This window comes from Paenibacillus polymyxa, assembly GCF_015710975.1.
In the GTDB taxonomy this organism is placed as follows: Bacteria; Bacillota; Bacilli; order Paenibacillales; family Paenibacillaceae; genus Paenibacillus; species Paenibacillus polymyxa.
Genome location: NZ_CP049783.1, coordinates 1,581,054 through 1,595,720, shown reverse-complemented (window position 1 = coordinate 1,595,720; position 14,667 = coordinate 1,581,054). Strand labels below are relative to the sequence as shown.

10 protein-coding genes are annotated in these 14,667 nt (G+C 46.5%); 1 reads left to right on the top strand and 9 read right to left on the bottom strand.

All coding sequences use genetic code 11. The features are described from left to right. Positions 1-17 precede the first annotated feature (17 nt). The 3 genes from G7035_RS07205 to G7035_RS07195 form a co-directional block, all read right to left on the bottom strand. Positions 18-1,583, bottom strand: a complete 1,566-nt coding sequence (locus G7035_RS07205; protein WP_017425627.1) for a response regulator transcription factor — start codon at positions 1,581-1,583, stop codon at positions 18-20. 236 nt (positions 1,584-1,819) lie between these two features. Next, positions 1,820-2,455 (bottom strand): uridine kinase, encoded by a 636-nt coding sequence (gene udk, locus G7035_RS07200; RefSeq protein WP_013368919.1) that lies wholly within the window; start codon positions 2,453-2,455, stop codon positions 1,820-1,822. A 75-nt stretch (positions 2,456-2,530) separates the two neighbouring features. Continuing rightward, a complete protein-coding gene (locus tag G7035_RS07195) occupies positions 2,531-3,052 on the bottom strand; it encodes a ClbS/DfsB family four-helix bundle protein (RefSeq protein WP_019685820.1) in 522 nt (173 codons plus the stop codon). A 340-nt stretch (positions 3,053-3,392) separates the two neighbouring features. Between G7035_RS07195 and G7035_RS07190 the strand changes: the two genes are divergently transcribed. Continuing rightward, positions 3,393-5,492: a pectate lyase family protein gene (locus G7035_RS07190; protein ID WP_019685821.1), complete on the top strand. Its 2,100-nt coding sequence runs from the start codon at positions 3,393-3,395 to the stop codon at positions 5,490-5,492. Positions 5,493-5,581: 89 nt separating this feature from the next. Here G7035_RS07190 and G7035_RS07185 read toward each other — a convergent pair whose 3' ends face one another. From G7035_RS07185 to G7035_RS07160, 6 genes are all read right to left on the bottom strand, one after another. Then, complete coding sequence (locus G7035_RS07185) at positions 5,582-5,926, bottom strand: hypothetical protein (protein ID WP_016820169.1); 345 nt, start codon at positions 5,924-5,926, stop codon at positions 5,582-5,584. 112 nt (positions 5,927-6,038) lie between these two features. Further along, on the bottom strand, positions 6,039-9,002 hold the full coding sequence (locus G7035_RS07180; RefSeq protein ID WP_019685822.1) for a DEAD/DEAH box helicase: 2,964 nt from the start codon (positions 9,000-9,002) through the stop codon (positions 6,039-6,041). Further along, positions 8,999-10,654, bottom strand: coding sequence for an SWIM zinc finger family protein (locus G7035_RS07175; RefSeq protein WP_019685823.1), 1,656 nt, complete (start codon positions 10,652-10,654; stop codon positions 8,999-9,001). The genes G7035_RS07180 and G7035_RS07175 overlap by 4 nt, the downstream gene beginning before the upstream one ends. A gap of 208 nt (positions 10,655-10,862) precedes the next feature. Next, positions 10,863-11,963, bottom strand: a complete 1,101-nt coding sequence (locus tag G7035_RS07170; RefSeq protein ID WP_230877839.1) for a GerAB/ArcD/ProY family transporter — start codon at positions 11,961-11,963, stop codon at positions 10,863-10,865. A 17-nt stretch (positions 11,964-11,980) separates the two neighbouring features. Continuing rightward, on the bottom strand, positions 11,981-13,135 hold the full coding sequence (locus G7035_RS07165) for a Ger(x)C family spore germination protein (protein ID WP_019685825.1): 1,155 nt from the start codon (positions 13,133-13,135) through the stop codon (positions 11,981-11,983). A gap of 4 nt (positions 13,136-13,139) precedes the next feature. Then, the gene (locus G7035_RS07160; RefSeq protein WP_019685826.1) at positions 13,140-14,618 is read right to left on the bottom strand and encodes a spore germination protein; all 1,479 of its coding nucleotides are present in this window, start codon (positions 14,616-14,618) and stop codon (positions 13,140-13,142) included. Between the last annotated feature and the right edge of the window lie 49 nt (positions 14,619-14,667).

Below are 14,667 nucleotides of genomic sequence, written 5' to 3'. Positions count from 1 at the left end.
AGATATGCGCTTGTTCTCTAATGGAGATGTTCCCGGCGGTACTGACTGGGAGAGTATCCCTTCACTTTTTTGAACACTTTAGTAAAATAGCTGGGGTCCGAATAGCCTACTGTACTGCTAATATCTGAAATGGGCAGCGTCCCCGATCGCAGTAGTTCAGCAGCTTTTTCAACCCGAATTTTGTTCAGGTACTCGCTAAATCCCTCTGTATGGTGTGCCGTAAAATAACTGGACAAATAAGAGGGGTTAAAATGGAAATATTGCCCAAGGGTCGTCAAATTGAGTGTTTCAGCATGATGTTCCTCAATATACTCCAGCAATTTTTTCATGCTTGCACTACTTCCTTGCTGCGTCTTAGCCAGGATCTGTCGGTTCGCTTCCTCCAAAAAAGTCTCCAGCAACCGTACGGCTTCATGTACATGAGGGGCATCATTAATTGTTTTGAAATACGAATATTTCGCCGCATCCAGCTCCTTCATATCATACCCCTGATTCCCGAGCAAAATTGTAATGTTGAACACGATATTTCCGAGCAGCGATTTGAATTCAAAAGCGGTCGAGGTATAGTTGCCGGACATGGCGGCTACATAAGACCTCAAATCCTGAAAAGCTGTATCAAAATGCTCACGCTTCATCTCTTCCGTAAACTGTTTTAAGTTAAACGAACGATTCACCTGAACAGGCTGAGGGAGTTCATCTTCTATGAGCAGTGCTGTCTCCGGGAAATAAAAGCGATAGCTTAGCAGCTTCGGCAGTTCATCCTGATAGACATCGCTAATCTGATTAAAATCATCAAATAGATGACTGACCGCCCAGCCCGTCTGCGGATCGAGCTGCTTCATCTCTTGAGCAACTTCCCTAACCGCAGCCATCCAGGCATCTAATTCCCGTGGCCCCAGATTGGCTAAAAAAACGGCCGCATACCCATCCGATGGCAGCTGGCGCAGAACCACGTGTTCACAGGCAGAGGCTACTCGATCTGTAAGCTTGGAAAATAGGTCTGAAGCAGAGAGAGTGGTAGAGCGTCCCTTATCTTGCTGTGCCGACTGTTCTATACCTATGAGCGCAAAACGGGCATAAGGGAATGCTTGCTTCAGCAGCTCAGCTTCATAGTCTATGCTATAGCCGGAGATCAATTTCTCGATCACATGTTCCATCGTAATTTGGTTATTCCCGGCATCCTCTTGATACTGAATGGATGGAATTTTGCGGGCTGTTCGCTGGAGCACCTGAAGCAGCTCATCTGTGTCCAGCTTGGGCTTTAAAATATAGTCAGCCACACCTTGCTGAAAGGTGGAGCGCACATAATTAAACTCGCCGTAGCTGCTGAGCACAATCACTTCGATATCTGGATAGTTCTGTCTGACGATGCGTGTCAGCTCCTCGCCATCCATGATCGGCATTACGATATCCGTAATGACAATATGAGGACGCAAGGCTTCAATCAGCTCCAGCGCCTCTTTCCCATTGGAGGCCTCGCCTACAATTCGAAATCCGTATTGTTCCCACGACAAATGATGTTTGATCCCTTGCCGTACCAATATTTCATCATCTACAATTAAAATGTTGCATAGCTCATTCATGACAGCACTCTCCATAATTATATCTATTCAAAAAAGACGCCATTAAGGCGAGGGCCTAATCATCTGACGGACATAGTTGATAACGCTTCCAACTTTAACTAAAATCTAAAGCTTTTAATCTTTACATGCTAACATAAACGGCAGGGTGATTCCAAAAATAATTTAGTTCAAATGGCATACAAAAGACAAAAAAGGCTGCCGAGAAAATCTCGACAGCCTGAACAACCGGGATTACTTTATACAGTACCCCATGTCCGATCTCCTGCCAAATATTTTTCAGTCAAAATAGACAGCAGTTGAATACCAACCTCGTTATGTCCTCCCTCAGGCAGGATCAGGTCGGCGTATTTCTTGGAAGGCTCAATAAATGCCTCGTGCATCGGTTTAACCGTCGTTAAATAGTGATCATGGATCGAATGGATGGTGCGACCGCGTTCCTCAATATCGCGAAGAACCCGACGGAGAATGCGAACATCTGGATCCGTATCCACAAATACCTTAATATCAAGCAGGCTGCGGAGTTTTTCGTCTGACAGTACGTGCAGACCTTCCAACATAACGATATGATTCGGCAGAAGCTCTACCGTCTCGTCCGTGGAACGAGCATGAACCGTAAAGTCATACACGGGCGCTTGAGTTGCTTGTCCTTTTTTCAGACATTGAAGATGCTCAATCAGCAAGTCGTTGTCAAAGGCAAACGGATGATCATAGTTGACCAAAGCACGTTCGTCATAACTCAGATGTGAATGGTCTTTATAGTAGTTATCCTGAGATATGAAAGTCACTTTATTAGATCCCAGACGCTCAACGACGGCGCGTGCGACCGTCGATTTACCGGAACCTGTACCGCCGGCAATACCAATAATTAGCATGGCGTTTCACTTACCCTTCCCTAAATGTATCCCGATACAACTCAAGTATTGTAGCACAATGCACGCTTTTTTTCATCAATGTTGCACGTTGTATTTCTTCCATTTCCGGATCTTGGCCCTGAATGTTTTGAACGGTGCTACGGAATTGATATGAATCCATCTCGCCATAGGCCAGTTCGGATTGGTGCCTGTCCACTTGTGAACGCCCTGGGTGAAGAGTTCTTCATGACTGAGTGTGTCCACCCAATCCAGCCACGTTTGCTCAGCCAACTTGAACATATCGCGTAATTCATATAGAGAGTGGTGGGAATAGGTCTTGTAGAATGATTGGTATAGTTCGCCTAGTCTATTCCACTTATAATTCGGGGCAGGCATGATGACGGTTTTCCCTTCTCGTTCGTCTCTGTCCCAACTCATGACAAGATGAAGCCATCCAAGCTGATAGGCTATCATTTCTGCAGGTGTTTTATCTACTTCGTCGATTCGAGTATCCTTGTGGCTTTCGTCGATGTCCTGGAATTCACCGTCAAACCGTAAGTAGGCGGTATGAATGGCTTCTTTTAACTCTGATTTGGAAGCGTAGTCGTAGCTAGACATCTAATCGCTCCTTTACATGATATTGGTGATACTCACCCTTTATATGTACCATTCTCAATATGACAACCGTATGTCTTATTCAAAAATAAAAAAATCTCGTTTTTTGTGATTTTATGAAACATCATTTGGTGTGTTCGCGAAAAAGAACGAAAAATTAATAGAAAAATTAAGACAAAAGATAAGTAATTAGACATATTTTAATATTTATTTAAGTGCCTATAATTATTGGAGTATAGCGATTAGGGGCCCTCATTGGTGTATGGATATGATTTCCTCCATCAATACGTTATATACCGTTTGCTTTAGTATTCATAAATCCAATTGAGAAGGGAATTGTTATATGAAATCGAGTTTGTTAAAAAAATGTGCAAGTGTAATGTTAAGCAGTACGTTGGCACTGTCTTTATCATTACCGCTATTAGGCCATGCACAGGCTGATGAGAATGTACAGGTAAGTGATGATTTTGAACAAGGAGAAGCTCGAGGCTGGTCCGCAGATTCGGGGAACTGGTCTGTGGTCAAGGACGGGAATGGTTCTACATACCAACAATCTAGTCGAAGCGAAAGCCATTCCGTTAAAGGAAATACCTCATGGACGAATTATAGTGTGCAAGCAGATGTATATGTAAATGATTTTAATGGCTCTAATCGAGTATATGTGGCAGGTAGATACACAGATTCTAACAACTTCTATGCAGCATCGTTGTACAATAAGAAAGGCGGAGCCCTTGAGATTCGTAAAAAAGTTAATGGATCTATGAAGACATTGGCTACCAATAAAAAATACAAACTAGACACCAATACATGGTACAGAGTGAAGCTGGAGCTATCCGGTTCGGAAATCAAAATGTATGTTAATGATCAGCTGGAGTTATCCGCCACAGACACTAGTCTCACTGCTGGAGCTATGGGTCTGGTAACGTCTAAAGCAGTTGCCCAGTTCGACAATGTGATTGTATCGGGTGCTTCTTCAGAAGGGAATGCAAGTACACCACCTGTGAAGCCGACACCGGGTCCGGGTACAGAACAACCAACTCCAGGGATGGACCCCGGTGTAACCTCCAAAAATAATTATAATTTGACTGGCTTTTCGTATGGTAATACAGGTGGTGGGAACATTACCGATACCGATGCTAATTACAAAAAGGTGTACAATGCTGTAGATCTCAACGAAGCACTGAAAAAAGGCAGCAAGGTTAAAGTGATTGAAATTATGAACGATCTGGACCTTGGCTGGAATGAAATCCCTAGCGCTGCGAAGGCAATGCCATTTAGCGCCAACAATCCTGTACAAACACATCCTGTTCTGAAAAAGACAGGGGTGAGCAAAGTCTATATCGAGAATATGAATGGAGTTACGATTTTCTCGGCCAATGGTGCGAAAATCAAGCATGCCGGTTTTGTTATCAAACGAAGCTCTAATCTGATTTTCCGTAACCTTGAATTTGATGAACTGTGGGAATGGGATGAAGCAACCAAAGGAAACTATGACAAGAATGACTGGGATTATATTACCATCGAAGGTGCAAGCTCTAAGGTATGGATCGACCATTGTACATTTAACAAAGCCTATGATGGCCTGGTAGATGTGAAAAAGGGCAGTAACGGAGTTACAATTTCCTGGTCATTGTTCAAAGGAGATGACCGCAGCTCCAACAGCTGGGTAACCCAACAAGTCAATGCCATGGAAGCAGATAAGTCCTCCTACCCTATGTACGCTTATTTGAGAAGCAGTGCAGTGGGCATGAGTAAAGAAGATATCATTGATATTGCAGCAGGACAAAAGAAAGCGCATCTGGTGGGTGCCACGGAAATGGCAGGCGACAATGCGGATTTGGAAGTGACGCTGCATCATAATTATTATCTGGATATTCAGGACCGTATGCCACGTTTGCGTGGTGGTAATGCGCATGCATATAACATCGTTATGGATGATGCTGGATTGGCCAGAGCCAAAAAAAGAATTACGTCCAACATGGCCAAAGCGATCGCTGCCAAAGGATATCATTTTGACGTCGTGGGTAATGGTGCGATTTCAACAGAAAACGGCGCAGTGCTGCTAGAAAAATCGTATTTAATTGATGTGTTTTCTCCGGTGCGTAATAATCAAAAAGACCCTAACAAAGCGGATTATACAGGTGAAATCAAAGCCGAGGATGTTATCTTGTCGGACAACGGTGCCGTGTTCAGAGGCGGCAGTGACGCTGCGAATAGCCCGTTAGCTCCTTATCCAGCAAAGGCTAAGAGCTTCTCTTGGAATGGGTTCACAACGTTGCCATACAGCTATACAGCCGAAGACCCTGCCAACTTGGTTGCTCAATTGCAGGCCAAGGACGGAGCGGGCGCAGGCAAGCTGAACTGGTCGAGTGAGAACTGGCTCAAAACGGTGTACAATACAGCCGCTACGAAAGATGCACAAGTGGAAGAAGATTCCGAGTAGGTAGTTTTGAAAAAAAGCAGTCAGGACAGATGCGCTCTGTTCTGACTGCTTTTTTTGTTAAACATGTTTAGGCTGCGTTCGGTACGAACTTAACCAATAACGACAAATGAGGATACGCCAGCAGGTACGGATCTAACGCGGAATAATACTCCATCATCTCTAAAAGTACGCAGAATATAAGGCTGGTTCGTAGGTGTGCGGACTCTGTTGAATCGGGCAGTACCAAAGCGGTCGAAGCCTGCAGCTTGGACAAAGGTTCCATCTAAACGCCGGAGTGTTGCAAAAAATCCAGACGTGTTAAAAGGTACACCATCATTGTTAGCCCAGATAACTGTGAATCTACGAAGGGTTTGTGTTGGACTCACATTGCGATATCTCGTAACAGGAACCTTTCTGCCCGTAGATTTCAGCGTTTGTGGAGGACGAATGGCCACTAAAAATCAACTCCTTTGTTGTGATGAGATATTAAATGCACACAAAGGAGTGTTGGACCGTGCTATAAACTACTCTTCCTTAAAATAGGCATATAACGAACTTAGCACCTCATTATGCCCAATCGCGCCGTAGCGTGAAGAGGTCTTTTAACGCGTCTGTAGACAGCTCAGTAATCCAGCCCTCGGTGCTGGTGATAATTTGGTCACTGAGCTGCTGCTTGCTCTCCAGCATTTCATCAATACGTTCCTCCAGCGTACCCAACGAGATAAATTTGTGAACCTGTACATCTTTGGTTTGTCCCATCCGGTAGGCTCGGTCTGTGGCCTGATTTTCAACAGCCGGATTCCACCAGCGATCAAAGTGAAAGACATGGTTGGCAGCCGTCAGATTGAGACCCACCCCCCCGGCCTTGAGCGATAAAATAAACACAGACGGCTGCTCGTCAGGGGGAAGCGTATGCGATTGGAATTGCTCAATCATTCGGTCACGCGCAGTTTTGGATGTACTACCGTTCAGATAGAGCACGGGTTCTTGAAGTTCCTGAGCGAGTACCTGCTGAAGCATCTGTCCCATACCAATATACTGTGTAAAAATAAGACAGCGCTCGCCCTCTTCCCGCAGCTCCTTGACCATAGCCAGAATGCGCTCCAGCTTGGATGAACGGCTAATAACCGCTTCAAGATCGGGCTGACTATAACCAGAAGCTGCTGCATCCAGGAGCGCCTCCTTAGTTAAGAGAGCAGGGTGGTTACAAAGCTGCTTCAACTGGGTCAGGGCTGATAAAATGGCTCCTTTGCGCTCGATCCCCTCCAGCTTCTGCATCCGTTCCATCAGTTCTTTAACAATCTGATCATAGAGCGCACCCTGCTCGGAGGTGAGGTGAATGTACGTTTTCATCTCATTCTTGTCAGGCAAATCAAGCTGTATCGCAGGGTCCTTCTTTTTGCGACGTAGCATGAAGGGCTGAACCAGCTTTTGCAAATCCAACGTGCGCTGCTCATTATGTTCTTTTTCAATAGCATTCATGAAGCGATTGCTAAAGGCGCGTGAGCTGCCCAGATAACCTGGATTGATGAAATCATAAATGGACCATAGCTCGGACAGCCGATTTTCAATAGGTGTTCCTGTCAACGCGATACGATGACGTGCAGGGAAGCTGCGCACAGCTGTGGATTGCTTGGTTTGCGCATTTTTAATGTTTTGCGCTTCATCCAGGCAGATCGAATCCCAAGTCATGCTCTGCAGCAGCTCTTGGTCCAGAGTTGCCGTAGCGAAGGAGGTCAGGATGACATCAGCTTGCTCGACTTTTTCGCGGAACAAGTCTCCTTGCTCCCGTTTGCTTCCATAGTGCAGCATGACCTTCAAGGAGGGAGCGAAGCGGCTGAGCTCCTTCTGCCAGTTGCCCAGCACTGAAGTCGGGCAAATCAGCAGCGAACTGGAGCGCACACCTGTCTCGGCGGCAATGTCCTGTAGGTGCAGTAAATAAGTGATAAACTGCACCGTTTTGCCGAGTCCCATATCATCGGCTAGGCACGCGCCCAATCCGAAGCGTCGCAAAAAGGCAAGCCATGCATACCCGTCCTGCTGATACGTCCGCAGCTCGGCTTGCAGCCCATCGGGTACGTCCAAAGCGGGCCATTCCGATTGCCGTCCGAGCTGGCTGATCAGCTTCAGTAGATGAGCGTTCAGCTCTACTTCCAGTCGGAAGCGTGCCGGGTCCTCCGGCTGCTCGCCCGAGGCGTCGCCTTCAGGCTCGTCGGTGTTGCCGAGCAGATGCAGCTGCAGGATGTCCTGAAAGGACAATCCCTGAGTGCTGTCGATCCCGGCCATGGCGCGGCGGATTTGCGCCAGCAGCGCAGGGTCGAGCGCGATCCATTGGCCGCGGAAGCGCACCAAGCGCTCGTTGCGAGCCACAAGCTCGGCGAACTCCGACTCGCTCAGATCGGCATCGCCGATGGCCACACGCCAATCGAACTGGACAATGGAGTCCAGTCCGAACAGCGAGCTGCCCTTCGTGCGCTCTCCCGCCCCTTCGCCTGGGCGAACCTTGGCCCGCAGCTTTGGCTTCTTGCGGGTGGCTGCCTCCCACCAGGCTGGCAGCAGCACCTGCCAACCGCTTTCCAGCAGACGCTGGCTGTCGGTCGTCAGGAATTGCCATGCGGCTTCGTCAGAGAGCGGGCGGCTCAGTATGTCATCACGGCTTCCGGCACGCTGCCCTGCGGGCAAAATAGCGGTCAAGCGTTCCAGCCACCCGCCTGAGCGCTCACGCACATGCGCCGTCCACGCTTCGGGCCATGAGCCGGAGGCATAACCGTCAGCGGCGAGCTGTACAGGCACCAGCAAGGCCGGGTCCTGCTTGTCCTGCAACACAAGCTTGAGCTGCCAGGACGGCTCGTCGTCCTCCAGCTCTGGCTCCAGCAGTTGCAGAAGCGGGCGAAATGGCGCGGTATCAGCCTTCCAGCCAATGGCGATCAGCCATGCCTGGGCATCCAGGCCTGCTGCGACCTGGCGTTGGGGAGCGAAGAGAATCGGATATTCTCTTCGCAAGTCAGCGGCTTCCGCTTCGGTGCCGTACCAGCGCTGAAAAACAGCGGCCGAGAACGCCGCTACCAGGCCATCGCGCTCGTTCTCATCCAGGCTGTCCAGCAAGGCAAGCTCTGCCGGTTGGACATTTTCCAATGCTTCTGCATCCCACTTCCATAGCAGCTTCCCCGCCTGGAACGACGTGAAGCTGGGCACATAGGCTTTCGTTTCAATGCAGTGAGCCAACAGAGAGATCAGCCGAAGCCACGGGGCATTGGCTTCGTCCCAGATCCATTCGATGTGCTTCAGCAACTCCTGCTCTGCCAGAAAAGGAATCACTTGCTCCGAGGGTAGCACGATAATATCTGTGTCTTGAACATGCTGAATCTCTAGCTCGGTGCCATAAAATGAAGCCTCATGCCAAGCAAACAAACGTTGCTTCAACATTTGACCGGAAATGCTATAGTTCATGGAGGAATCGCCATAAATTAGCGCGTCTCCATAGGTTGTTAATTGGATGTACACCGTAATCGTTTCGGTATATTGGCTCATGATAACAATTTCCCTTTCCGCAATTCCTCCTGTAGCGCCCGCAGGCGGCTGTGACGGCTGGTAAAGGTCATGAAGAACAGCTCCCAGCGTGTTTCTTGCTTCATTTTTTTGTACAGCTTGAACAATCGCTTTAACAGTTTAACTGCCGCTTTATAGCTAGATCTGTTTTTTTCCAGCACATAACGTTCTACCGCTTGATGGTAAAAGGGCAGCAGTAACTCAGGCGCGTTCTTTTCGATGGGTTGCAGCACGCTCACCCGAAAACTCAAAGGTTCACTGCGTATGCTTAGCTGATAGTCGATCCATTGCCGCCATTTCTCATGAGCAAGTAGGGCCTCTTCATACAGCCCACCCGCAAATGGAAGCATATCCACCAGCGTGTTCCACATGTCCTGCTCTGCTTCTGGGAGATGCTGCAAAACCAGCTCCCAATGATGCATATAATCCTGTAAATGATAATCCCGATGACTATGAAGCAGGGGACCGATATGTCGCAGGCCGTCTTTGAGACGTATCCAATCTTCGCCCTGTCGCAACGCATGTAAGAACAATAGCAATTGGCTAGAGGAGATTTTTAGTGGAAAAGCTTGTTCTGCCTCATGTAGCAGCTCCCAGGCTTTAGGATTCTGCGCTTGGTAAACATACATCCAGCTCCGAGCCAGCATCCACGGAAGCCGTGCCAACGTAGCACTATGCTCCTCTTCAGCTGCATGTAAATGCTGCAATTCCTCCGCATATATGCTGGATTTCTGCCTTGCAGGATGCACCCAGTACAGCCAAAACTGATAGTACGCGTCTGAAAAATAAGTACCGTTCCGCGACTCTATCAGCATTTTCTCGCGCAAATAAGCTAAAGTTTCTGCCATACGAGCTTCGTGCAACGGTTCATCAGTTAGCTCCAGAGGACGCTCAAAATCACGTTCAATCGCCTCTTTCAGCTCATCTGCGGCGATTTGGGTGTAGTAGCCCATAAAGGTATGAGTGGGGTAACCCGTCATGGGGGCCTGAGGTACCAGCTTCTCCAGTACACGCAGATGGGCATGCAGTCCATATAGCTGCTGCATACCGGGTGAGAGCGGCGGCTTCACAGCATAGATCGAAGCTAAAGCACTTTGCACATATTGGGAATTTTGAGTGTGCACATGATTAAGGGCGATACACTGATCGAACAGATCATGCCATTCGGAAACGGGCATGTCCGGTAGGTTGCTTGCTTTTTTACGGAGAGCATCTCTTGTTGCTTCCTTGTGATCCGGCGAAGGGTTCGACCGGAAAGCAGGTGTGGTACGGGTGTCTGCTTGTGTAGTCAGCCGTGTGAATCCTGCCGAATGAGCGTTCACTAATGCATGCACGGAACGTTCCTGTTCATTCGCGTAATTCAGCAATACGGCGATCATATGCTTGCAGTTGGTGCGAACAGGGCATGTACATCTGCTAGCAGCAAAAGCACTCAAGTGGAGATCCACTTCGTAGAGTTCATTCCCATCCACGACAGCCGCGATATGGTCAGCATCAGGCATTGCGAATTCTTTGACCTTTCCCTGCTTAAAGTACTGAAAACCTCGTTTGATCGTCACATCATTAAAATGGTCAGCCACGTTTTGAATGAGCTGCTGCCACTGTATATCATCCATAAGATAGGTTGGTTTCATATGCAATAGTCTCCTAAGAGAGAATAGTTGATCTGGTATTGATCTAATAGTAGCTTAACTCTTCCATTATATCAGTTCACGAATATAAATTGAGTGGAGGGAGCAGTTGGAAAATCTCGAAGGATAGCCGCTGGGTAAAAAGTGAAAATCCCCTTACGCTATAGCATAAGGGGGGCATTCATTGGTAAGAACGAGGAGGAAGTATCCCCTACTTCTTCCCATTTGGCTTCTCTGTTCGATGGAAGACCATAGAGATGACGAGAAGCACCAAGGGTACTGCCGCGCATACCACTATTCCAAAGTAACCTATTATTTTATCGAAGTTGCCTATTTCAATAAAATTTTGGGGATACATGCTCAGGCAAAATAATATAATTAACGGGAGATAACAGATATACCTGTTCCACTTTTGGGTGAGCTGGCTGATTCCAGTAACAATATAGAAATAATAATTTGAGGCGGTCATGAAGATTTTGATCGTCCACAAAATAATAAATAATATTTCAAATCGTTCCAGGAACGCACCGGGGAATTCAATTTGCTGTGCAAAAGAAACGACGGGCCACTGCAATCGGGAAACTTCTTCTACTGACATACAGCCAATGACCATCGTTACCATTAAAATATACAAACCCATTGCAATCGAGTAGCCAATCCACCCGGCCTTCCATGCTTTTTGTGGGTGGGTCATCACATTAGTTAAGATAAGGATCGATTCAAAACCCATTGTAGAGAAAGGTATAACTTTAAGTGATTCAAAGATCGGACGCCAACCTTTATGGAAAACAGGGCGCAAATTATCAAGATTAAAATGGTTGACATTAAGAACGATCAACAATAAAAAAACAATAAAGGTTAAAGGGAAAAAAAGCTCAATCAATCGAACCATTGCATGGAGACCGCCCCAGGTCAGATACCCGATAAGCAGAAGAAATGGCAAGAGAATCATGCTTATCGGGGTTCTCTCCAGTGCAAGACCCTTGAGGAATTCCGCCATCATTCTACATACAAAAGAGCAGATCATCATGCAAAATACAATAAATGCGATATTGATCAGAAGGCCGATGAATTTACCTGCAATCACAGGATTGAACTCATAGAACGTCTTCCCCGGAAATCTATGGCACAATTTAACCTGGATAAAAATGACGACGATTCCAAGCAGAGTTGCCAGCAAAAGTCCCTGCCACACGTCGGGCGTTTGCGTCTTCTCTGCAATGGTTCTTGGTAAACTGACAATACCCACAGCATACACGGTCGAAGTGACGGTAAATAAGGCTTGTATTGTGGATATTTTTTCATGTTTCATGGAAGGTATATTAGACATTATTCACCCTCTCCTTTTGTATAAGCACCAGTTCGCTCGATCTGTACTTCAGCCTTAACATTGATCGGTATTTGACTGAATGTATCTTGCCAATTTTCCTTTACCCGATCCCAGTAAGCGGGATAGTTCACTTTTACTTTTGTGCCAAAACCGACCACATCTGCTCTCATTTCTTTCTGGAGTGTGTTTAGCGATTGGGATACGTTATGTTTGATTTCATCCTGTGCCTCTTGTTTAGCGGTTTGAATGAATGATTCCTTCAGGAAGTCTTCAGAATTAACCGTGCTTTCGTTTAGTTTAATATCTGATTTAATTCGAACTGTGAATGAGAGGTCCTGCCCGTTGAGGTGAGGAATAAGTTTTGTGTGGACATCCTCAACTTCAAACACCACGGATTGATTTGACTTTGAGCTCTCAATTCTAATAATTGAGCCCTTCGTTTTTCCCAGCATCCAGTTGATTCCGATGACATCCTCTTCGTCCAGCCAATAAGCAAATTTCTTCGTTTTGCCGCTGATCAGAGCTGCGCCAGAGAAGTGGTTGCCTCCATTGGTTTCTATGCCTTGAACGATGAAGTTAGCTCCTTGTGAGATATGCGTAGAAATTTCCCCTAATGTTATTCTATAAGGTATTTTTGAGTTTAAATTGCTGTTTTTAGCCATTGCTTCAAGGTCAATAGAAGGGATCTCTTGATGTTTACCGATCTTATTGAGCGCTTCTTTTGCATTGCCTTTTATGATCATAACAAGTGATTTTCGACTTGGTTTATAGGAGCGAGTAAACGTATCTAACAACTGATCGATTCTTCTTTTTTGTATAGCTTGGTCACTAATCAAAATCAGGCGAATAAAACTATATAAAGGAGCACGGGATATCTGCTTGGCCTGTTCCCTGGAAGCAGACTGGATGGAATCTTTGTTAAAGGTTGTTACGTTGCTGTACATATTTTTTCTGGATTTCTGCGCGATTAAGTGCTGGTAGGTAAGTTCCAGCATATCCTGCTGATCCATATCAATGGCGACACCTTGAATAATACTCAAGTTATCGATCTCTCTGCTATCCCAACAACCGGTGAGGAGAGCACACACGATCCATGCGGCAAAGCATTTTTGCACCCAGAGGGTGCGACGAAACAGAAAGGCGTAAGAAATCATAGGTTTACTTCCTTTTCCGGTTAGAATGTGTTTCGTCCTGTGTTTTTAGCATCATAGGACGCTTTCTGAGGTATTTAAAAGGAACCCGTACCAAGGTGTCTTGTTGATCTCTTAGCCGAACAGGGGCTAGGGGTGACATGTAAGGAACTCCAAAGCTTTTGATCTGGACCATGTGTACGCCTAAACAAATAAAGGCTAAAATTACTCCATACAGCCCATAAACCCCCGCGATCATCATAATGGGAAAACGAAGAAGCCGGATTCCGATACTGCCGCTGTACTGCGGGCTTGCAAAGGACGCAATGGCAGTAAGACCAACAACAATAATTAGAAAAGCACTTACAACCGCCGCCTCGACAGCTGCTTGTCCAATAACCAGGCCGCCTACAATCCCAATAACCTGTCCTATCCCTTTGGGTAGCCGCAGACTTGCCTCACGTAATATTTCCAATGCCCCTTCCATAATTAAAGCCTCCACAAAAACAGGAAAGGGAATCCCTTCCCTTGAGGCAACGATAGATATGACCAGCTCAGGCGGGATTAATCCAGGATGGAAAGAAATGAGTGCAACGTACAACGAAGGCAGGAATGTTGCAATGAACAAAGCCATTAAACGAAGCATACGGAAAAATGTCCCTAAGGGGAAACGCTCATAATAATCTTCTGGCGATTGAGCCAGCATCCAGAAGGTCATGGGAGCAATTAGGACAAAAGGGGTGCCATCTAGCATAATGACAACCCTCCCTGACATTAAGGCCGTTATCGCTTTATCCGAGCGTTCAGAGGCTTGAATCTGGGGAAACGGAGACCATGGATGTTCCTCGATCCATTGCTCAATAACCCCGGTATCAGAAGCATCATCCACATCAATCGTCTCGACTCTTCGCTTCACTTCCTGAACTAGCTCCGGATTTGCGATATCCGATATGTACAAGATTGCTAATTTACGGGAGGATCTCCTTCCTATGGTTATTTTGTCTATTCTGAAACTAATATCTTTGATGTGCCTTCTAACCATTGCCAGGTTACTTTCCAAATCCTCAATAAAACCTTCCCTTGGTCCTCTAACCAAAGTTTCGGTGCTGGGTTCATCAACACTTCGCGAAGGAAATTTGCCTGTAGAAGCAAAAAAGACTTCATTGCTTCCTTCGATCAGCAGACAGGTATTTCCCGATAACACTTCGTGTACACACGTCTCAAGGTCTGTCTCTTCTTCCATATCGATCGTAAATGCTGTCTGTTGTATCAGTTCCTCCTTTATTTTCTCGGGATTAACTTGGGATTGGCTTTCACGGACTCCAGTTAAAATGAGTGGCTTGACGATTTGTTCGTTAATGATGCTCGTATCCGCAATACCGGAGAGATAGATCATAATGACATGGATTCCCGTTTGGCCCACATTCATTTTTTTGAAGACGACATCAGGAAGATGACCCAGGGTTTTTTCAAGATAATCTAATTTCGCCTCGAGTGATCTTGCCAATGACGCTTCCCCCTTCAAAAAACTTAAAGCATGATATGCATGTAATATG